The sequence below is a fragment of the Shewanella sp. HL-SH5 genome, from assembly GCF_051163755.1.
GTDB lineage: Bacteria > Pseudomonadota > Gammaproteobacteria > Enterobacterales > Shewanellaceae > Shewanella > Shewanella glacialimarina.
The window spans coordinates 3,273,837-3,295,614 of record NZ_CP195038.1; the positions used below are offsets into that span (position 1 = coordinate 3,273,837).

Annotated in this window: 21 protein-coding genes; 8 read left to right on the plus strand and 13 right to left on the minus strand. The window is 39.6% G+C overall.

Features of this window, described 5'->3' with window-relative positions:
• Positions 1-19: 19 nt before the first annotated feature.
• The 3 genes from ACRWQM_RS14275 to ACRWQM_RS14285 all read right to left on the minus strand — a co-directional run bounded on the left by ACRWQM_RS14275 (position 20) and on the right by ACRWQM_RS14285 (position 2,573).
• Positions 20-1,027: a Fe(3+) ABC transporter substrate-binding protein gene (locus ACRWQM_RS14275; RefSeq protein ID WP_434930412.1), complete on the minus strand. Its 1,008-nt coding sequence runs from the start codon at positions 1,025-1,027 to the stop codon at positions 20-22.
• A 175-nt stretch (positions 1,028-1,202) separates the two neighbouring features.
• Positions 1,203-1,952: a ferredoxin--NADP reductase gene (locus ACRWQM_RS14280; RefSeq protein WP_434930413.1), complete on the minus strand. Its 750-nt coding sequence runs from the start codon at positions 1,950-1,952 to the stop codon at positions 1,203-1,205.
• Positions 1,953-1,961: 9 nt separating this feature from the next.
• Positions 1,962-2,573 carry a DUF5610 domain-containing protein gene (locus ACRWQM_RS14285; RefSeq protein ID WP_434930414.1) on the minus strand — a complete coding sequence of 204 codons (612 nt, stop codon included), beginning with the start codon at positions 2,571-2,573 and terminating at the stop codon, positions 1,962-1,964.
• Between the two features lie 336 nt (positions 2,574-2,909).
• On the opposite strand from ACRWQM_RS14285, the gene ACRWQM_RS14290 reads away from it, so the two are divergent.
• Together ACRWQM_RS14290 and ACRWQM_RS14295 are read left to right on the plus strand one after the other, a co-directional pair.
• Complete coding sequence (locus tag ACRWQM_RS14290; protein WP_434930415.1) at positions 2,910-4,400, plus strand: FMN-binding glutamate synthase family protein; 1,491 nt, start codon at positions 2,910-2,912, stop codon at positions 4,398-4,400.
• Positions 4,401-4,568: 168 nt separating this feature from the next.
• The gene (locus ACRWQM_RS14295; protein WP_434930416.1) at positions 4,569-4,760 is read left to right on the plus strand and encodes a hypothetical protein; all 192 of its coding nucleotides are present in this window, start codon (positions 4,569-4,571) and stop codon (positions 4,758-4,760) included.
• Positions 4,761-4,856: 96 nt separating this feature from the next.
• Here ACRWQM_RS14295 and ACRWQM_RS14300 read toward each other — a convergent pair whose 3' ends face one another.
• Both ACRWQM_RS14300 and ACRWQM_RS14305 read right to left on the minus strand, forming a co-directional pair.
• On the minus strand, positions 4,857-5,102 hold the full coding sequence (locus ACRWQM_RS14300; protein WP_226410952.1) for a hypothetical protein: 246 nt from the start codon (positions 5,100-5,102) through the stop codon (positions 4,857-4,859).
• A gap of 399 nt (positions 5,103-5,501) precedes the next feature.
• Positions 5,502-7,286, minus strand: coding sequence for an ABCB family ABC transporter ATP-binding protein/permease (locus ACRWQM_RS14305; RefSeq protein WP_434930417.1), 1,785 nt, complete (start codon positions 7,284-7,286; stop codon positions 5,502-5,504).
• Positions 7,287-7,689: 403 nt separating this feature from the next.
• Between ACRWQM_RS14305 and ACRWQM_RS14310 the strand changes: the two genes are divergently transcribed.
• Positions 7,690-7,866 (plus strand): hypothetical protein, encoded by a 177-nt coding sequence (locus tag ACRWQM_RS14310; protein WP_434928376.1) that lies wholly within the window; start codon positions 7,690-7,692, stop codon positions 7,864-7,866.
• A 46-nt stretch (positions 7,867-7,912) separates the two neighbouring features.
• Here ACRWQM_RS14310 and aroG read toward each other — a convergent pair whose 3' ends face one another.
• Positions 7,913-8,965, minus strand: a complete 1,053-nt coding sequence (gene aroG / locus ACRWQM_RS14315; protein WP_434930418.1) for a 3-deoxy-7-phosphoheptulonate synthase AroG — start codon at positions 8,963-8,965, stop codon at positions 7,913-7,915.
• Between the two features lie 486 nt (positions 8,966-9,451).
• Between aroG and ACRWQM_RS14320 the strand changes: the two genes are divergently transcribed.
• Positions 9,452-10,402, plus strand: a complete 951-nt coding sequence (locus tag ACRWQM_RS14320; RefSeq protein ID WP_434929890.1) for an IS110 family transposase — start codon at positions 9,452-9,454, stop codon at positions 10,400-10,402.
• A 185-nt stretch (positions 10,403-10,587) separates the two neighbouring features.
• Positions 10,588-11,391: a substrate-binding periplasmic protein gene (locus ACRWQM_RS14325; RefSeq protein ID WP_434930419.1), complete on the plus strand. Its 804-nt coding sequence runs from the start codon at positions 10,588-10,590 to the stop codon at positions 11,389-11,391.
• Between the two features lie 63 nt (positions 11,392-11,454).
• Here the strand turns inward: ACRWQM_RS14325 and ACRWQM_RS14330 are convergent, their stop codons facing one another.
• From ACRWQM_RS14330 to nrfA, 5 genes are all read right to left on the minus strand, one after another.
• Positions 11,455-12,678, minus strand: coding sequence for a tetratricopeptide repeat protein (locus ACRWQM_RS14330; RefSeq protein WP_434930420.1), 1,224 nt, complete (start codon positions 12,676-12,678; stop codon positions 11,455-11,457).
• 120 nt (positions 12,679-12,798) lie between these two features.
• A complete protein-coding gene (locus ACRWQM_RS14335; protein WP_434930421.1) occupies positions 12,799-13,140 on the minus strand; it encodes a hypothetical protein in 342 nt (113 codons plus the stop codon).
• 94 nt (positions 13,141-13,234) lie between these two features.
• The gene (locus ACRWQM_RS14340; RefSeq protein WP_434930422.1) at positions 13,235-14,485 is read right to left on the minus strand and encodes an ammonium transporter; all 1,251 of its coding nucleotides are present in this window, start codon (positions 14,483-14,485) and stop codon (positions 13,235-13,237) included.
• A 12-nt stretch (positions 14,486-14,497) separates the two neighbouring features.
• Positions 14,498-14,836 carry a P-II family nitrogen regulator gene (locus ACRWQM_RS14345; protein ID WP_434930423.1) on the minus strand — a complete coding sequence of 113 codons (339 nt, stop codon included), beginning with the start codon at positions 14,834-14,836 and terminating at the stop codon, positions 14,498-14,500.
• A gap of 328 nt (positions 14,837-15,164) precedes the next feature.
• Positions 15,165-16,559 carry an ammonia-forming nitrite reductase cytochrome c552 subunit gene (gene nrfA / locus ACRWQM_RS14350; RefSeq protein ID WP_434928370.1) on the minus strand — a complete coding sequence of 465 codons (1,395 nt, stop codon included), beginning with the start codon at positions 16,557-16,559 and terminating at the stop codon, positions 15,165-15,167.
• A gap of 293 nt (positions 16,560-16,852) precedes the next feature.
• Here nrfA and narQ point away from each other — a divergent pair, with 293 nt between their 5' ends.
• Both narQ and ACRWQM_RS14360 read left to right on the plus strand, forming a co-directional pair.
• Positions 16,853-18,565, plus strand: a complete 1,713-nt coding sequence (gene narQ / locus ACRWQM_RS14355) for a nitrate/nitrite two-component system sensor histidine kinase NarQ (protein ID WP_434928369.1) — start codon at positions 16,853-16,855, stop codon at positions 18,563-18,565.
• Positions 18,558-19,187, plus strand: coding sequence for a response regulator (locus ACRWQM_RS14360; protein WP_434930424.1), 630 nt, complete (start codon positions 18,558-18,560; stop codon positions 19,185-19,187). The genes narQ and ACRWQM_RS14360 overlap by 8 nt, the downstream gene beginning before the upstream one ends.
• Before the next feature lie 183 nt (positions 19,188-19,370).
• Here ACRWQM_RS14360 and ACRWQM_RS14365 read toward each other — a convergent pair whose 3' ends face one another.
• Positions 19,371-19,739 (minus strand): YacL family protein, encoded by a 369-nt coding sequence (locus ACRWQM_RS14365; RefSeq protein ID WP_434930425.1) that lies wholly within the window; start codon positions 19,737-19,739, stop codon positions 19,371-19,373.
• A 197-nt stretch (positions 19,740-19,936) separates the two neighbouring features.
• On the opposite strand from ACRWQM_RS14365, the gene ACRWQM_RS14370 reads away from it, so the two are divergent.
• Positions 19,937-20,902: a zinc transporter ZntB gene (locus ACRWQM_RS14370; protein WP_434928367.1), complete on the plus strand. Its 966-nt coding sequence runs from the start codon at positions 19,937-19,939 to the stop codon at positions 20,900-20,902.
• Between the two features lie 113 nt (positions 20,903-21,015).
• On the opposite strand, the gene fkpA is transcribed toward ACRWQM_RS14370, so the two are convergent.
• Positions 21,016-21,765, minus strand: a complete 750-nt coding sequence (fkpA, locus tag ACRWQM_RS14375) for an FKBP-type peptidyl-prolyl cis-trans isomerase (RefSeq protein WP_434928366.1) — start codon at positions 21,763-21,765, stop codon at positions 21,016-21,018.
• Between the last annotated feature and the right edge of the window lie 13 nt (positions 21,766-21,778).

Sequence of the window (21,778 nt, forward strand, 5' to 3'; positions counted from 1 at the left end):
CGTAATATCAATATTGATATTAAAGGTCGAATTTTACTTCATCTAGTAGCTTCACTGCCGCTTGATGATTTTCAGCCAATTTATAAATAGGAAGTGAATCTGCTTTAAAGTCGCCCCATGATGCCACAAGTTTTGATGGCTTTACATCAGCTTTAACCGGATATTCCATGTTAACCTCTGCATAGGCTTGCTGAGCAACATTAGAGGTTAAAAACTCCATTAATTTTATTGCATTACCTTTGCTTGGCGCAAACTTAGCTAGCGCCATACCAGATACGTTGATGTGTGCACCTCTGTTAGCCTGGTTAGGGAAGTTTATCTCAACGGCTTCAGCCCAGCTTTTTTGATTCTCGTCCATCATCATATTGCCATAGTAATAACTATTACCAATAGCAACATCACACATCCCCTCTTTAACCGCTAACACTTGGTCGCGATCATTACCCTGGGGTTTGCGGGCTAAGTTAGCTTTAACGCCTGTAAGCCAGGTTTTAGTTTCTGCTTCGCCATGATGTGCGATCATAGAGGCAACCAAAGCTACATTGTATGGGTGCTTACCACTACGAGTACAAATTTTACCTTTGTATTCCGGTTTAGCTAGGTCTTCATAATCGATATCAATCTTGCCTGTGCGCTCTTTTGAAGAGTACACATTACGTACGCGCATAGTTAGTGCATACCAATCATTCTTAGGTGAACGATAAACCTCAGGAATATTGCTATTAATCACATCATTATTAACTGGAGAGACAAGATCTTTTTCAACTAATTCCATTAAACGAGAAAAGTCAGAGGTTAATACAACATCAACTGGAGACAAACGGCCTTCACGTTCAATCCGTTCTGCAATACCATCTTTAGCAAATACAACATTGACCTGAATACCAGTACTTTGAGTAAACTGCTCTAGGATAGGTTCAACCAAAAAGGCTTGTCGATATGAATATACAGTTAACGCCTCATCCGCCATTACAGAACTGGCTAAACATGCTAACCCTAAAATCGCAGTGCCTTGTACCATTTTCATTTCCACATTCTCCTTGGTTGACTTAAACTGCCAAAAGCAACTAACAATGATAATAGTTATCAATCGCGACAAGGGTAAATGATCAGCACAAAAGGAGCAAGCGCATTTTATTAAATTTGTATTGATGTTGACTTAGATCTCGCTCAGTACTGCAAGCATATAACACTGTGGCTTATTACCAGTACTTCTCTACTGTTATTTGCCCAGGAGCCCTTCTTAGGTTTTTAGTTAACCCTAATTCTAATAGTGCGGTTTGTGCATCAGAAATCATCCCAGGATTACCACAAATCATCACTTGAGAGTCTTCTGCATTAATCGTTAATGACGCTTTTTGTTGTAACAGACCATTATTAATCGCATCGGGAATGCGGCACATTAACGCATCTTCGTAGGATTCACGGGTAACAATAGGAATAAAGTGAAATTGTTGGGAATATTTTGCCTGTAGCTGCTTAATAGATTCTAAATACGCTAAGTCCGAGGCTAAGCGGACACCATAGACCAAAACAACTTTTTCAAATCGCTGCCAAGGCTCGTCAGTTAACAACATTGAAATAAAGGGGCCAACAGCGGTGCCAGTAGAAATCAACCACAAATGCTTACCTTGCAGTGCGCCATGGGGAATTTCATCTAGGATCATGAATCCGGTCGCCTTGGGTGTCACTTCAATTGTGTCACCGGGGTTAAGTGATTGCAGATCGGGTGACAATTGACCATTTTCAACAGCTACAGCTAATATTTCGACATAATCGCTGCCTGGTGGGTTAACCACTGAATAAGCCCGAGCAATACGTTTTTCATCTCGGATTTGGCTTAACTTAATAAACTGCCCTGCGATATAAGGTTCAACAGGCGCTTTAATCTTTAAGGAAAAAAGCTTTTCATTCCAATCAATTCGCTCAATTACTTCACCAGTTACCCACATAACACACCCTTATTCTTTTGCGTCTTTAGTAGAAGGTAACATGTCTAACTTAAACTTAGCTAATCCACTTTGAATATGCTCATAGGTGCTATCCACACCAGCGACAATATCGCCTTGAAGCACTTTCAAACCTGACAATATGGCTTTGGCTTGTCCAAAGCCTTCATCTATCGCCTTAGATATCTTATCCATAAAGCTATTAAGCTGAGTCTCGAAATCATCTTCGGGGTTTTGTTGCTGATATAAGCCAAAAAAACCTGTGGCAAATTGTACTATCCGATCTGCTGTGGCTGTAGGCGAGTAATCAACTTCAACCTCCATTGATTTGGAGGGTTTATTTTCACCCAAGACTAAATCAAGCTCAGCATCTATGGCATCAATGGCACTGCGATATAACAATGCCAGTGATTGATCTCCGGAAGATAACGTCACTTTCTCCTGTGCCGCCAGAATTTGTCCATTCATTAATCGCTTAGTAATTTGACTAACAGACATATTGGCTTGCTTAACCTCTGACTGCACACCCTGATTACTGACGTTATCAACAGCCTGTTTATCTTTCTCTGTATTTTTTGACAATGATGTAAACTGGGTCATATTTCTATTGGGTTTAATTTCCATGAAGCCTGCTCCATTTTTGAAATCTATATCTCTTTATCGACGAATAAAAATTAACCTAAAGTGATATTTTTAAAAAACACCCTTACACTCAACATCAGCATCAGATACTTTATTGAACGGCATAGATTAACGTTTCGATTACTGCATCGAATGAATATTGTTAAGCTTTAAACTATTCATTTAGTTGTTTTGACTAGTCATAAACTCGTTATTTCAGCTAGATTGATCTTATTCTTGATACTCAGTATAAGTTTCAACGGTAGTAGGTAATCTTCAACTATATTGACTAATCAATCTGTTGAGATAAATTTAACTCGCTTAATTTAAGGATAATACATGCAATTGCAACCGTGGATTTTATGGGGGATAGATCTGTTTGCAGGCCTGTTTCTAATGCTATTTTGGGCCGTTATCATTGGTGTAATGTATATGTACATCGCTGATAAGCTTCAGACAAAACAAGCTATTAGGCATAATTATCCGGTTATTGGTCGATTTCGTTATTTATTTGAGAAACAAGGTGAGTTTTTTAGACAATACTTTTTTGCTAACGACCGCGAAGAGTTACCTTTTAATCGCGCTGAACGCAGCTGGGTATATCGAGCAGCAAAAAACGTAGAGCGCACCATTGCTTTTGGCTCAACTCAGCCCTTAGACAAGCAGGGCAGTATTTTATTTCTCAACTCAGCATTTCCTATCAGTGATCACATTCATGTTGCACCAGCCACAGTAACGGTTGGCGAGCAATGTGATTTGCCCTATACCACAGACAAAATTTGCCACATTTCAGCCATGAGCTTTGGTGCATTATCAAGACCTGCAATAACCGCATTATCCCACGGTGCAGCAAAAGCAGGCTGCTGGTTAAATACTGGTGAAGGGGGATTAAGCCCACATCATCTTAAAGGTAATTGTGACTTAGTATTTCAAATTGGCACCGCAAAATATGGCGTACGTAATGCAGAAGGTCACCTTGATAACGAAAAATTGAAACAAGTAGCAGCTAACCCACAAGTTAAAATGTTTGAAATTAAACTCAGCCAAGGTGCTAAACCAGGTAAAGGCGGTATACTTCCAGGCCTAAAAGTCACTGAAGAAATAGCTAATATTAGGGGGATTCCCATTGGAGAGGACTCTATCAGCCCTAACGGTCATATTGAAATTACCTGTGTAGCAGATATTTTAGACATGGTTGCCCAAGTGAGAAATGCAACAGGAAAACCAACTGGTATAAAAGCGGTTATAGGCGATATCACCTGGATTGAAGATATGTGTGAAGAAATTGCTCTAAGGGGATTTGAGCATGCACCAGACTTTTTCACCTTAGACAGCGCAGATGGTGGAACAGGTGCCGCGCCTCAAGCTCTAATGGACAATGTTGGCTTACCACTGCGAGAAAGCCTGCCAAGGTTAGTCGACTTACTTATTCAAAAAGGGCTACGTCAGCGGATAAAAATTATTGCGACTGGAAAGTTAGTCATGCCATCTTATGCTGCATGGGCACTCGCTACAGGTGCAGATTTTATCGCATCAGCCAGAGGTAACATGTTTGCGTTGGGCTGTATTCAATCACTACAATGCAATAAAGATACTTGTCCGACAGGTATCACCACCCACGATAAGCGATTACAGCGAGGACTCGACCCCAAAGATAAATCGACTCGTGTAGCCAACTACAATCATTTCTTACATTATGATTTAACAATGATAGCTCACTCCTGCGGTGTTAACGATGCGAGACAATTGACGCGAAAACATGCACACATTGTAATTTCTAGTGGTGTTTCCGTTTCTCTAGATAAACATTATAAGCATCTGATTAATTAAGCTATTCGAATACAGTCCCAAAGTATTACTTTAAAGCTTTTTGATTATCAGTTAGACTAGAAGGTGATGCATAGATCACATTACAGAGGTAAAGTGTAAGATGTATCACCTATAGTGATTAGCTGATAGCGACTAAAAGTCGATAAAAATGCTTTAAAGGATACAATCTTGAATTTAAAGAACGTTCAAACTGCAACGAAAGGAAAAACAGCAAGTTACAGCTGTAAAAATTGCGATCGTCTGACTGAAATTGAAGGCGAGATGGTGTGTTTTGAACAAGGTAAAATTATTAGGCTTGTTCCATTAACAGAACCCGATACATTAATAAAGCTGGTTTGTATTGGTTGGCAAAAAAAATAGCTCTATTGGTAACTTCTAAGCACTATTGATAACCCCTGAATAGTTATGCACCTATTGTCCAACCGAAGCCATAAATCGAGCTTCTCACCTACAAACCTATATCAGCAAATCCTTATTTTCAGATTGCTTAATAATTTTCTTGTCCATTTCATTAATAGACTGCTTCGCTAATGTTACCCCACGTGTTGTCACTCTTAATCCTGCACACAATTCATTATAAACACGGTTAATTTCATCATCTGATAATTCACGCGCTTTTAACATAGCAACAATAGCAAACCAATCTGTACTCACCTGGTGTTGAGTACCTTCTAGGGCTGCGATTAAAAGAATATTCTGCATCAGCCACCTCCATATGTTATAAGCATTTTAACACTAGCATTTAAAAATTAGCACTTGAGACATGCTGTCAAACCATCCAAATCTAGTGTGCGGCTTTTTAATAAACAACCCATAATCCTGTTAAATAGTTGAGTAAATTATACTCAAACACTATTAATAAACACTAGTTATACCTTGTTTCTTGCAACAGGTTAACAATTCAACTTAACCTCACTCGAGTTATGAAATACGTTCAATTTGCTAAATCTAACACGTTTAACCTATTTCATAGCAAACTTGTTAATTGTTTTGAACACAAAGCACATTATCACCTAAATAGCTGGTCTGCCGTAAGTTAATGCAACACAAAACAAATATAAGCCAATGTTTAATAAGGTTTACATCACGGAAAGAGGTTGTTTAAGTTTGTTCATTCTGAATAGTCCATAAGTGTGCATACAAGCCTTTGTTATTGATCAATTCCGCGTGGGTGCCTGTTTCAACTATTTGCCCTTTGCTTAGTACGACTATCATATCAGCATCGATAATTGTTGATAAACGATGTGCTACCACTAGACTTGTATGACCTTTAGCTGCATCACGTAGAGCGTTTAAAATGGCTTTTTCAGAGCGGCTATCCAAAGATGATGTTGCTTCATCGAATACTAAAAAGGGCGCAGATTTTAATACTGCGCGTGCGATAGAGACCCGTTGTTTTTCCCCACCAGATAACTTTAATCCACGCTCACCAACTTTGGTTTGCCATTGTTTAGGGAGCACATTAATAAACTCACTCAAATGTGCGAGTTCAGCGGCTTGCTCTATCTCAACTTGGGTTGCACTAGGTCTACCGTAGCGAATATTTTCAAATAAAGAATCATTAAATAACACTGTATCCTGAGGAACAATCGCAATAGCGCGCCTTAATGCTTGTTGAGTCATATCGCGAATATCAACATCATTTATGGTAATACGGCCATTATTAACATCGTAAAAGCGGAACAGTAATTTAATCAAGGTCGATTTACCGGCTCCACTGTCACCAACCACAGCCACTTTTTTACCTAGAGGAACTTCAAAACTAACATTATTTAATATTTGCCTTTCATCATATTGAAAACTGACATTCTCAAACTTAATCTTACCGAGCTCTGGGGGTTGATCACTGGCGTGCTCCCTATCAACTACGGTAGGTTGTTTATCCAAAATATCAAACATGCGTTCAATATTGGCCAGTGCACCTCTGATCTCTCTGTACACAAAGCCTAAAAAATTAAGTGGAATAAATAGCTGCATCATAAAGGCATTAATCAGTACAAAATCACCAATTGTCATGGTTTTTTCAGTCACCTCGACAGCAGCAAGCCACATCATGGCTGTCATCGCAATCGCTATAATCGACGCCTGTCCAGCATTTAGCGCAAATAATGATAAACGGTTGTTTCGCTTTGCCACTTCCCATTCACAAAGAGCAGAGTCATAACGCGCGGCCTCATGGGCTTCATTATTGAAATATTTAACTGTCTCATAATTCAATAAACTATCAATAGCACGGGTGTTAGATAAAGAATCTGCCCTAGCGGCTTCTCGTACAAATTCAGTACGCCACTCAGTCGCCATAACCGAATAGCCAATATAAGCCACTACAGAAACAAGTGTGATTAACGCAAAGCTAATCCCGTATTGATAGAAAAAAATACCAATCACTAAGGTGATTTCCAGCAAGGTCGGTACAATATTAAATACCATAAAACGCATTAAAAAGCTTACACCGCTTGTACCGCGTTCAATATCCCTGGATAAACCACCGGTTCTACGATCTAAATGAAAATCTAAATCTAATCGATGCAAATGTTCAAATACAGCCAAACCTAATCGCCGCATGGCTCTTTCTGTTACTCGGCCAAAAAGCGTGTCACGAATTTCACCGATCACCACGTTGAGGAACCTGATTGCACCATATGCGAGCACTAATACGATTGGAGCGGCGACAATGACATTTGCAGCTGAAGTATTACTATCAAGCGTATCGACTAACTCTTTTAAAATAAACGGTAAACCCACGCTGGCCAACTTCGCCACAACCAAGCAGGTCATAGCTAAAAAAATACGCCCCTTAAATTCTAATAAATAAGGCCAAAGCATACCTAATACTGTCCAATTAAGTTTCCCTACAGGTCCTTCAAAATAAGCGGATGGCCGCATAAATAGCTCCAATTAATCAAGGGCGATAAATATTGAGATAGAGACGATTTCCTCTGTGGGCATGGTAACACCGCACTCACAGCAATGATGTTAACAAATGCAAAATTCGTCATATAAGAATAATCTGCATAATTTAAAATATTCAGAAACAATCTCAAACGAAAGCAGCATGACACTATTAAATCGATTAAAGCAGTACTTTTAACCTACTAAATTAAATTAAAGCACTCCAAAAATACTAGTTAATTGAAAATAAATTGCCTTTTAGCGGTTTTTGACTCGAATAAGAGTTATTTCTAAGATCAGAATTTGTTACTCTTTAACCGTACTAGGTTACCCAAAAGAATTAGCACCATAAGCTAATGGCGTAATCGTTAATTGAATATGATTGGTAGGAAGCTTTATGCTAGACAGTGAGAATATAAAATACCCTCCACTACAGTTAATTCAAACATGGGTTTGGATGATGATAGAGTCAAATAACCCTGAATTACAAGACAAAGGGCGTAACAATCTCATTTTAGCATTTGGAACACTTGCCAAAGCAAATGAGTATTTAACACAAAGCATTAAAAAATAAGGCGCGTAAGGCGCCATATTTATTAAGCCTTAAATTAAATCTCTTTTTAGCCTCTTCGTTTTATTACGCTGTTGCTAAGCGTGGCTAAAAGCGCTTCGGTATCTTGCCAACCTATACATGCGTCGGTGACACTTTGGCCGTAACATGCAACTTTGCCATCAACGATATCCTGGCGTCCTTCAACTAGATGGCTTTCAACCATCACACCAAAAATACCATGATTACCTGCAGCAATCTGAGCTGCTACATCTTCAGCAACTAGCATCTGACGTTTATAATCCTTAGCACTGTTGGCATGGCTAAAGTCGATCATAATATTGTCAGCTAATTGAGACGAGATAAGTTGTGATTGGATTTTACTGACATCTTCTGCACTGTAGTTAGGCTTTTTACCTCCGCGTAAAATGATATGACAATCAGGATTTCCTTTGGTAGATACAATAGCAGAATGACCAAACTTGGTAACAGATAAAAAATGATGCGGGGCATTAGCTGCTCCAATCGCATCTATGGCCACTTTTATGGTGCCATCAGTACCATTTTTAAAACCGACTGGGCATGACAATCCTGATGCCAGCTCACGGTGAACTTGAGATTCTGTGGTACGTGCGCCAATAGCGCCCCAACACATCATATCAGCCACATATTGCGGGGTAATCATATCTAAATATTCACCAGCTGTGGGAATACCAAGATCATTTAAGTCAACCAGCAGTTTACGTGCAGTGCGTAGTCCATCATTTAATTTAAAGCTGTTATCCATAAAAGGATCATTAATGAGCCCTTTCCAACCAACGGTTGTCCGTGGTTTTTCAAAATACACTCGCATAACCACTTCAAGTTCATCGGCATATTTTTCGCGCATAATAGCTAAACGTTGGCCGTATTCAAGTGCAGCTTTAGTGTCATGAATTGAACAGGGCCCTATCACCACGAGTAAGCGGTCATCTTTTTTAGCCAAGATATTATGAATACTATTGCGCGCAGTAAATACCGTTTCAGATGCATTTTCAGATGCCGGAAATCGCTCTAAAATGGCTATAGGAGGAAGTAACTCTTTGACTTCATTGATGCGCACATCATCATTTTGATAATACATATAATACAACTCCGGCTTGCAGGCTAAATTTCAATCGTTTTGCAAAAAATTGTCCCAAATGAATGGTATTTACATAAACATGACATTAAAATTTACCCACTATCCATCAACAAATCAATAAACTATTCAAATATAAAAATATTGTTTTTATACCATTGTTTATATTAAAGATATAATTTACTTTATCTCATTTTTAGATTTGTTAATCTCATCAAAAAATAACACCATAAAATATCTTCTACAGGATCATAATGAGCTTGTATGGATAATAAACCCAACTAATTACACATCATTCCCAGTTTCGGGTAATGTGAGACCCAGGCTTTAGCTGCAACTAAAGCTTTCATTTGTCGTAGTTCGATTGAGTGCTGGATCCTCTATTGAGAGACCGATAACAAGAAAGAACGCGACAAACGACTCCAAGCAAAATACTCGAATAGTCTACTGGGTCTCGAACCCGCATTTGCAAGCAAGAGTTAGCTTATTATGAAAACAAAAACTAATCAAAACATTAACGTCGGTGTCGATACTGGCAAGTTCCAACTCGACATTTATATTCGACCTCTCGATATCTATTTCACCGTGTCTAACGATGAAAAAGGCATTAAAGAAGCGGTGAGGCTCATTAAAAAACACCACCCAGAACGTATTGTCATTGAAGCGACGGGACGGCTTGAAATGCCGTTTATTATGGCTTGTGCGAATGCTAATTTACCCTTCGTAATCGCTAATCCTGTACACATAAAACGCTTTGCCGGTGCAATTGGCCAACGCGCTAAAACTGACAAGCTAGATGCACAGCTTATCGCCCATTATAGTGAAGCGATTAAACCTCGGCTATCGACACTAAAGCCAGAGATAATGCAGGCTATGAGCGATTTAGTCGGAAGACGAAATCAACTATTGGTGATGCAAACTATGGAGAAGAACAGACTTCAAATTCTTCCGAAAGAACTAGCGATGACTATCAAACCTATTCTGACTGTGTTTAAAAATCAGATTACAAAAATTGAAACTAAAATCGTTAATCTCATCGAATCAAACCCTGACTACCAAGCTAAAAATATCATCCTGCAAAGCATGAAAGGCATAGGTAAAATTGCTGCTGCGTCCATCATCAGCAACCTACCAGAATTAGGTTATATCAATAACAAAGAAGCCAGCTCATTAGTTGGTGTTGCACCCATGAATAAAGAAAGTGGACGTTTCAAAGGGCATAGAAAGATCCAAGGGGGTCGGCATCAAGTGAGAACGGTTTTATACATGGCCATGATGTCAGCGATACAATCTAACCCTGTTTTTAAAGAGACTTATCAGCGGTTAGTTGCGGCAGGAAAACCAAAGAAAGTGGCTATTATTGCCTGTATTAGAAAGATGGTTGTGATCTTAAATTCGATGTTAAGAGATGGTGTTTTATGGGAAGCGCCAAAAGCATAAAATTAACTATTGACGCCATAGTCTCTTGTTATACTCCAGTCACATCTGAATAATAGTTACTCAATAAACTTTACAGGTAACGATGCAGTTTTATAAGGTGAAATAATTTGAGATTACTAAGTCGCGTCCTTAAACCACGCGGTAAACTAAGTCATTTGGGGTCATTAATCTGTTTATGCAGTCTCATGCTAATTTCTCCCACACTTTGCTCAACTGAATTGACCTATACTGGTGAAGACCTTACTGGTGTTAGCTTGGCTGGTGTCGATGCGGCTGAACCTATATCAAACAATATGCCAATAACTTTTACAACCAGTAACAGTATTGAGCCTTACTTTTTTGTCGATAAAAAAGGCGGGCTACAATATCACTTATTAGCTTCAGCATTACAGATGAGCCACCTTAAGTTAGGGAGTATTACTTACGCAACTAACTTACGAGCATTGAGATTAGTAAAAACGAAACAAGTCGATTGTATTATTAATGCACCTGCTACGGATGATGGCTTATTTCTGACTCAAAGTTTAATCGAATATCAAAATAGCCTGTTTTATTTAACCAAGAACAAACTCAAAATCGACACCATTAGCGATCTCAAAAAATACTCTTTGATCAGTTTCCAAAATGCCAGTCAATATTTGGGGGATGAATTTATCGAAGTATCAAAACAACACCAAGATTATACTGAAATAGCTAACCAAAAAAGTCAGGTGCTAATGTTATTTGGCGAGCATACACAAATGGTTATCTTAGAGCAGCGTATTTTTGATTATTACCGTCATAAAATCCAACACAAAATCAAACACCCTTACGAAGTTACTCAGGTAATCCTGTTCGACTCCGCACCTCGCTATATTGCTTGTCATGATCAACAAACTGCCATTTTAGTTGATGAGGCAATATCCCTACTAAAACAGAGTAATCTGTACCAGCAAATATTACTTGATGCAGAGCAAGGTAAATATAACACTCAGTATGTTGAACACTAACATCCTGTTCTAAAGCGACTCAATACAACTTGAGCACAACTTTTTTATGCTCAAGTTATATTCTTACCAACTTTTCATTGCCTGCAGCTTATTTTGATATCGACGTTTATCATCGACATCCCCCGTTAATGCCAATGCTTTTTGCATATTCTTTTGCGCTAAACCTCGCTCACCCGTTGCCCAATAGGTCTTTGATAGACCGAAGTAGAACTCATGCCGATAATCTGCCTTTTCAAGTGCTCTTTTATACCACACCACCGCCTCTTGGTAATGCTGCTCAAAATAGGCTTGCTGCGCCATATCATAATAATAAAATGGGTTGTTGATTCTCTGTAACTCCAAAATTTTATGTACAGCCGCCCATTCATCTAACCTATCTTGCTCACCCAGAATCAAGGCTAAATTAAATAAAGTCGTCATGTCTTGATTATCGACCGACAACGCAGCTTGATATGCTTGTTCAGCTTTTTTATCGTCGCCCTTATGTCGATATATCACTGCGAGTGTATTGATACTGGCTACAAACCTAGGATCCATTCTAATCGCTTGTTTAATCAAGGCATAAGCTAAGTCATACTGTTGCTCCACCAATGCTTCTGCGGCAATATTGTTGTAATACATTGCGGTCAAGGTTTGCTTATTGACTCGTTTTTGACCAAAACCACGCACAGCCCTTTCAGGTAGAAAATCAACTAATATCTTGCTGTCACGAAATGAAACTGTATTAGCATCAGTAGTGGCGTCTAAGAATAAATTCACATGGCCATTTACAAGATAAAATCCACCTCGCCTATCCCAAACAGGCTCAACATCAATATCTTGAAATTCTACAGGTATATTAAAAACATCCGCTAATGCGGCTGATAATACCACCAGCGACATACAGTTGCCCTGCCGATTAATGGCCGTTTCACTGGCAGGGCGTGTGTAATGGTCTCGGTATTCAAAGCCACCATTTTGCGCTCCAATATATTGGGCCAGCCACTGGTGAATAGGCATTTTTCGATGTTGAGTGGCATTGTCTCTTGAATAAACTTGCTTTATTTGGGCGACATAAGACAAAGGTAAGCTATAAATTTGCTCAGGTGAGATGATCTCAGTTGTGGTAAATAGCTCGTCATGGAATAGTGATTCCACATCAATGGGCTCTACTGAAACAGACGTGGACTGACAGCCAGACAGTGGCCCAAAAAGTGCAAACATTACCAATATAGGTAACACTCTTTGCTTAAGTTGATGTAAGCCAGTAATAGGATTGACGTACTTTTGAAAGGTAATAGACCACATAACCCAACCCTCTTAATCGAAATACGAATAAGGTAAGTTTAGTCAAGTAAACCCTTTTCAGCCAAAAAGACGTGAATTTAACAACGGGCATCCACCAGTTCAACTCAGATTCACAAAGTACTATTTAGGTTGTGCTGGATGCTTAGGCGGATCTATTTTAATAAATAACTCTTTATTTTTATAGTCATACGGACGATAAGCAAAGCCATTACAGCTAAAATATCGATACGGCAAAGCAAATGGAATACAGCCCACTGGCAGGGCCTGTAAAATTTCAATTTGCTGCTGCATTCTGAGCGCCTCTTGCCATTCGAACTCTTTAGCAATTTGATCGCGAACGGCAAAAGCATCAAATTGTTCAGATGACTTTCTTACTACAACTTGCCCTGCACTAAGTGAATAACTGACCATAGAACTTATCGCGATTACCGTAAAAGTCATAAAGTGATTGAAGGTATTCATAGGCCGTCTCAAATGATGTCATAAACAATAAATCTAGCACATAAAAAAACAGAGCCCTAAAGGACTCTGCTTAAATATTACGACACTTGTAAAATTAGCTACCGTTTTTTACGCTAACAAACTCAGGATAAGCGTCAATACCACAGTCAGATGCATCCATGCCGACATACTCTTCCTCTTCACTAACACGAATACCCATAGTCACCTTGAGAACAAACCAAACTAAAAGTGACGCTGAGAATACCCAGCCAAAGATAACTGCTGCACCGAATAACTGCGACCCAAAGCTTGCATCAGCATTTGATAATGGCACTAGCATTAGTCCTAATAAACCTGCTACTCCATGAACTGAGATTGCGCCCACTGGATCGTCAATTTTGATACGGTCAAAACCAATAATTGAGAAAATAACCACACCACCAGCAACTAAGCCAATGACACCAGCCATAACAAGTGAAGGCGATAATGGATCTGCCGTAATTGCCACAAGACCCGCTAAAGCACCGTTTAATATCATAGTTAAATCAGCTTTACCCCACACCACTTTACACACAATCAAGGCGGCTATAGCACCGAATGCAGCGGCGGAGTTAGTGTTAACGAAAACCTTAGCCACAGCTGAAGCATTTTCAGCATCAGACACTAATAACTGTGAACCACCGTTAAAGCCAAACCAACCCATCCACAGAATAAACATCCCTAAGGTTGCCATTGGTAAATTAGAGCCTGGAATTGGATTAACCTGGCCGTTAGGACCGTATTTGCCTTTACGAGCACCCAGTAATAATACACCAGCAACAGCCGCTGCTGCACCCGCCATGTGTACTATGCCACTGCCCGCAAAATCAACAAAACCAGCTTCTGATAAAAATCCACCGCCCCAAGTCCAATAGCCTTCAACAGGATAAATAATCGTCGTCATAAACACTGAAAATGCCAGGAAAGCCCATAACTTCATGCGTTCTGCAACCGCACCCGATACAATCGACATCGCGGTAGCAACAAATACAACTTGAAAGAAAAAGTCAGACTCTAGTGCGTGGTCAGCATCAGCAGCTTGCGAACCAATTAATGCTCCAAACGAAGGAATAATACCGCCTTCAGTATTGTCGACATACATGATGTTATATCCAACAAGTAAGTAGGTTACACAAGCGATTGCATATAAACATACGTTTTTAGTTAAAATTTCAGTGGTATTTTTTGAACGAACTAAGCCAGCTTCCAACATGGCAAACCCTGCTGCCATCCACATCACTAATGCACCAGAGATCAAAAAATAGAAGGTATCTAATGCAAAGCGTAACTCGCTAACAGTTAGTCCTAATTTTGCTAATTCTTCCATTATCATTGCCCCTTATAATGCTTCGTTATCAACTTCACCGGTACGAATACGCACGGCTTGTTCTAAATTAGTTACAAAAATCTTACCGTCACCAATTTTGCCGGTATGCGCTGCAGCGGTAATAGCCTCAATTAACATATCTAGGTTTTCTTCTTTAGTGGCTATTTCTAATTTTACTTTAGGTAAAAAATCCACTTGATATTCAGCACCACGATAAAGCTCAGTGTGACCTTTTTGACGACCAAAACCTTTCACCTCAGTAACTGTCATACCCTCAATGCCCATACCAGCTATTGCTTCACGGACATCATCCAATTTAAATGGTTTGATGATTGCGCTGACGAGTTTCATCCCGACCTCCAAAAATTAATAAAATATGAATTTGTTATATATTTGTTGATAAAACAGATTCAATCATCAGGCCAGTTTTTTAAGTTAATGTTTTAAAAAGAAATAGAGTAAATTTTCAATAAAAATAGCGACAATTTAGCACCATAATGGTGCACTAAAAACTAGGCCGCTTAATATTGGTGCAGCTCTACGATGAAATGAGCGAAGAAAAGATTAGCGTTAGTCAAGTGATAAACCGCATAAAAAAAGCCCTCTTTCGAGGGCTTTACTAAAGCATTTAGCTAATTCAAGTTAACTCTTCAAAGTTGCCTTGAGTAAGCTTAACAACTTACTTATAAGTCGCTTCGCGTTTTTTTGCTTCTTCTTGCCATTTAGGCACTAGATTTTTCTTGAATGCTTCTTTTTCTGCATTCATTGTTTTCATGTCCATGCCTAATGCTGCTTGCGCTTTTGCTTTAGTCGACGTGTCAGGATAAGCAATGGGTTGCTTAACACCTTTAGCCGCCAATAGATGAGCAAGCTTAATACGTGCATTAGCCGCTTTATCAACCGCGGTGCCTAAAATACGTAACGCTTCATCAGCTGCGTGAGCCGCAACACCATGTGATGCAGTTGCATAGTCCCAACGCCACTGTGAATGACGGATATCCATAAGGATAGGCTTCATTTCAGCTTCAGTTGCACCCGCATCCCAAGCCGCTTTTGCTTCAAAGTGAGCTTTAACTAATTGTGCTTCAGCACTGGCTTTAAGTTCACCTACTTTTTGCTTGCGTTCATTAGTTAAATTAACCATGAACTCTTTGCTTTGGCTATGGCAGGTAGCACAGGTTTCATCAAAACGGTCGAACGGATTACCCACTTTGTGATCGGTAAACTTACCTTTACCATTTGCTTTAGCCACTTTAGGCATATGACAATCTGTACAGGTTACGTTGTTTTTACCGTGCACACCTGCTTTCCAAGTTTCATAACCTGGATGCTGTGCTTTAAGCATAGGAGTTCGAGATACAGCATGGGTCCAATCAGAGAACTCCATATTGTCGTAGTAAACTTCCATTTGCTCAACAGTAGTTCCCATATCCCACGGGAACTTCACAAAACCTGGTTTATCCGCTGTTTTCTCGAAGTAGTACTCTACATGGCACTGCGCACAAACCATAGATTGCTTATCTTTACGTGACGCTTTATCAAAAGGTGTGCCAATTGCACCTAATGCACGATCGACATATGGACGAGAGATGCGTAATTTAGGCGATCCTTTTTCATGACAGTCACTACAACCGATTGTGTTAACAATTTCAGGTCCGCCTTTAGCCCATTTGCCCGCAAAATAGCCATCTTCGCCTTGCTCTTCGATTACACGGGGAACATCTGGACTTTTACAACTCCAACATGCCATCGGCATTGGGCCGTCTTCAGCATTTTTAGGGGCGCCAGTACGTAATGTGTTAGTGACGTCAGTAACCGCATAATGGTGACCACGTGGTGCATTATAATCCTTAGCAAAACCGTAACCTGCCCATAAAACCACTAAGCTAGGTACCTCTTCCAGCATATCAACAATTTCTTTACTTTCGCTGGTATCATGCCAAGACTCATACTGAGCAGAATACTTATCTTTATATACTTCACTGCGGGGTTCAGTCTTATCACTTGCTATTGCACCAGCAGCTAAAAAGCTGGTCGCAATGACTGCACTTAATACAGTATTTGTTATGTTCATCTTCATCACCTTCACTCCGTGTTACTTTATAATTAATTTATAACCACGATCTTTCCAAGGTCAAAATTAGCTATTTAAGCCTTAATTAAGAATACCCCTTTCGGGGTATAGAGATAGAAGTATGCGCCAGATCAATATGTGAACGTGTTGTATCTCACATTTTTTCAATTCTGTTAATGTATTAAAGCGCTAGCTAATGTAGAACTCTCTTTTTACCTGTGTTTCAGTGGTGTTTTAAGTAGATAAACATGTCACACTAATTCAGCTGAAAAACGTCATAAAATGGATCGAAAATGTTAAAACGCGGTAGTTTAACCTCTACGATACTGGGAGTAATGTTAGTGCTAATCTTACTTTCTTCAAGTTTAGCTGTGTACTCAATTATTAATTTATCATTCAGCATTGGTGATGCCCGAGCAATCAATGCCTCAGGTTCATTACGTATGCAAAGTTATCGACTATTGCTATCTGCCAACACAGAAAATGACCAAGTCAACGCCAAAATTGAAGAGTTTGAAAACACTCTCAACTCAAATGAACTGCAAAATTCCCTCGCATGGTACAGCCCAAAAACCTTATCAAAACAGTACTTACTAGTGATAGATAAATGGCAGTTAATGAGAACCTATGCAGAAACTGGTGAAACCAAGCTTTATAGTGAAGCGTTAACCGATTTTGTTGATACCGTCGATACTCTGGTATTAGAAATCGAACGTTTTTCCGCCGATAAATTGAGGTTACTGGTCCTGAGTCAAGTTATTGGGTTGACATTAATGTTAATCGTTGCCGCTATTGCCGTTATGTTTACCCGCAGGCGAGTGGTAAAACCGCTGCAATTATTAATGGATAGTGCAATTACTATTTCACAAGGTAATTTCGATGTCGATATGCCTAAAACGGATTACATAGAGCTAACGGCATTAAGTAATGCACTGAAAAAAACGGCCTCAGAATTATCAAATTTATATCAAGATCTTGAACAACAGGTATCTGATAAGACCTTAGCGCTAACACGTGCCAACAATGAACTCTATTTCTTATATGATAACTTGATTATGTTGCATTCAGACCGGCTTGACTACAAAGCACTAAAGTCAGCGTTAGATCAACTTCAAACATATGAAAAATTAGACTTTTTAAGATTAGTCATTGAACATGAAGACCAATCTCAAGACGTTATTGAGGCCAGTAAAGGTTGGCCTTCGACACCTCAAAATAGCGTGTGTTTTCCGCTACAATTAGAGCAAACCCGCCAGGGCTATTTAGAAGTCATTTCCACACATAAGCTCAATACACCCTTATTTATTAATTTTGCGGTGATGCTAGCACGATCAATTACCATCCATAATGCGACTGAGCAAAGGCAACAACTCGCGCTAATGGAAGAGCGCGCTGTTATTGCCCGTGAGTTACATGATTCTTTAGGGCAGTTATTGTCATTTTTAAAAATCCAGGTCAGCTTGTTACGTAAAAAATTACCTGACAATTGCCGTAATGAAGCAGTAGAGCTTCAAATAACTGAAATTAACGATGGCGTCAGCTTTGCCTATGCCCAACTGCGAGAATTATTATCGACTTTTCGCTTAACCATTAAAGAGCCTAATTTAAACCACGCCTTAGAAGTGATGCTTGATCAGCTAAGGCCCCAAACAGATATTCAGTTGAGTTTACAATATGCATTGTCAGCGCATTTACTTGAAGCAAAACAACATATTCATATTTTACATTTAACCCGTGAGGCCACGTTAAATGCAATTAAACACGCCAAAGCAAAACATATCGTGATAGATTGTCACTTAACATCATCAGCAATAATTAACATCACTATTTCAGATGACGGCATGGGTGTGTCACATTTAAAAGAGCGTGATCAACACTTTGGCATTGGTATAATGCATGAGCGTGCCAGCAAATTAAATGGCCAACTGTCCTTTAGTGCTAACACTACTGGCGGCACCACAGTAACACTTAGTTTTCCACCACAGCAGGAGCCTTTAAATGGGTAAGCCATATTCAGTACTCGTTGTCGACGATCACCCCTTACTTCGTCGTGGTATTTGCCAACTCATTACCTCTGATGGAGATTTTACTCTATTCGGTGAAGTCGGTACCGGCTTAGATGCGTTAACTGCATTAAGCACTAATGAGCCGGACATTATATTGCTAGACTTAAACATGAAGGGCATGTCGGGTTTAGATACCTTAAATGCCATGCGTCAGGAAGGGGTAACCGCTCGCATTGTAATTCTAACGGTGTCAGATGCGAAACAAGATGTTATTCGTCTACTTCGTGCTGGTGCTGATGGATATTTATTAAAAGACACTGAGCCAGAGTTACTGTTAGAGCAGCTTAAAAAGGCCATGTCAGGCCACCGCGTGATCAGCGCAGAAGTTGAGGCTTATCTATACGAATTGAAGACCGCACCGGATGATAATGGATGGATTGAAAGCCTCACCCCACGAGAACTGCAAATCTTACAGGAATTGGCCGAAGGCAAAAGTAATAGAGTGATTTCAGAAGATTTACATATCAGCGAAGGCACAGTAAAAGTGCATGTTAAAAACTTATTGCGCAAAGCGAATGCTAAATCACGTACAGAGATGGCGGTAAGGTACCTAAACCAATAAGCTACTGTAATACTTTGATTTATGACTATTTCACGATAACTAAAATGAATACAAAGGCGATGGCTGATGCTTTTGTACAATCTAATGCTTTATCCGTTGAAAAGGCGCGCTTGAAAAGCGCGCTTAAATAACATTTGCACCTTGTAACCTATCTGCAGCAAACACCAATTAAATCTGAAAAATTTATTCTTGAATAAATACCAACCAGCTTTTAAGCGCTTTTTCAAAGTCTTCTAGGCCACAATACCCCTCTGATTCAGCATTATACAATGCCATACCGTCCTCAAGATTATGCTCTTCGTCAAAATCAATCGCGTTAACAAAAATACGGACCTGCTCAATGTCGGCATCAAGGGTTAAATCATTACCAATGTCCCGCCATTGAGTGTTAACCCCAGCGATTAATTGGGCAATGTGAGTCAGCACTTGCTGAGCACGTGTCACATCAGCGCCTAACTCTTCGGCAAACCAGCGACCAAACACTTCATGATCCATGCTGAAACTGGCAAATACAGTGTCATCTAGACGATTACGTCGAAATTCGAATTCCATTTTATACTCTTAATTATGCTCAGGCTTTTAATAATTATTGGCCATAACTCAATTTGCTATAATCTATTTTAAACCATAAATGATATTTTGCTCTAAATCACAGTAAGATAACTATTGGGCGCTGCCAGTATATATCGTAAAGTAGCCCTAATTCATCAGAATTGATTTTCGAATACAATTCGTTAAGGAAATGCCTTATGCACAAAGGATTTATTTATCGTTTACTGCTAACTGGCCCAAATGCAGGTCAAACGCTATCAGAAGAGCAGTTAGCCAGTTGGAAGCCCGAAGATGGTTTGCTTTGGGTGCATTTAAAATATAAATCAACCGATGCCCGTCATTGGTTGAACAATCAAAACTTAGAAAAAGCCGAAAGAGATACCTTACTGGCGTCTGACACTCGCCCTAGGGTAGTTCATTCAGCTAATGGTATTTTATTAACATTACGTGGAGTGAACCTCAACCCTAACTCAGATCCTGAGGACATGGTTTCAATACGTATTTATATTGAAGAACATCGGATTATTTCTACTTGTGAGCGCCAATTACAATCAATTACAGAAGTGGCTGACAGTATTCAGTTAGCCAAAGGGCCTGTTGATAGTGCCGGGTTTATTTTATCAGTTGTCGATCACCTTACGCTGCGCCAAGTGGGTTACATTAACAAACTTGAAGAACTGATGGATGAATTAGAAGAGCGAGTTGTCACAGACACCAATAAATCATTACGCATAGATATTGCTGAGTTACGCCGCCAAACCGTAGTGTTAAGAAGATACCTTGCACCACAACGTGAAGCATTAGGAAAAATCCTGCATGAAAACAGCCTACTACTTGACCAGCAAGATAAAATTCGTTTGCGGGAAACTCAGGATAACCTGATAAGAGTGATAGAAGACTTAGATGCCATACGCGATCGTGCCAGCTTCACTCAAGAGGAGCTTCAATCACGACAAGCCGAGCAGCTCAATCAACGTTTGTATTTCTTATCACTTATTTCTGCGATCTTTTTACCACTGGGGTTTTTAACCGGTTTGCTCGGGGTGAATATCGGCGGCATTCCAGGAGCAGAATCAAGTTGGGCATTTGCCGCATTTTGTGGTGGATTAATAGCCTTAATCGCGATGCAAATGTACTTGTTTTATCGCCTAAAATGGATTTAATACGCTATCTCAATCATGAAATACTGCGTAAATATACCTATTTAAAATACATAAAAAATGGGCGCTAATTAGCGCCCATTTTTGATATTAATTATTAACGATTAGCTAATAAGTTATTTTGCAGCCGCTTCAGCAGGTGCCTTTTCAATTGAAATTAATTCAACTTCAAACACTAATGTCGAGTTAGCTGGAATAGTACCAGTATCACGATCGCCATAAGCTAATTCAGCTGGAATAACAAACTTGTATTTTGCACCAACAGACATTAACTGAACGCCTTCGGTCCAACCTGGAATTACGCGGTTAAGCGGGAATTTTGCAGGCTCGCCACGAGTGTATGAGCTATCAAACTCAGTACCGTCGGTTAATGTGCCACGATAATGCACTTCTACTGTATCTTCAGCAGCAGGCTTATCGCCTTCACCTGCAGTTAATACTTCATACTGTAATCCAGATTCTGTCGTTACAACGCCTTCTTTAGCTTTGTTGTCACTTAGAAACTTCTGGCCTTCTTCAATCGCTTTAGCCGCTAAGGTTTCAGCTTGCTCTAAACGCTTGTCATTTAATTTTTTGTCTAGACCTTGTAAAACCGTTTGCATTTCTTCTTCGGTCAAGTCAGTAGTATCAACTAAACCATCGCTGAAACCTTGGATGATCAAAGTACGATCAACAGCAAAGCCAAGCTCTTCTTGCTCTTTGATATGGCCAGACATGTACTTACCGATAGATGCACCTACACTGTAAGCTTCTTTTTGAGCTTCAGTTGTAAGCTCAACTTTTTTCGCTACAGCTTCTTCCTGGTTACATGCAGTTAGACCTACAACGGCTAATGCAACTAACGATAATTTATAAATTGATTTCATTAAAGCTTCCTCA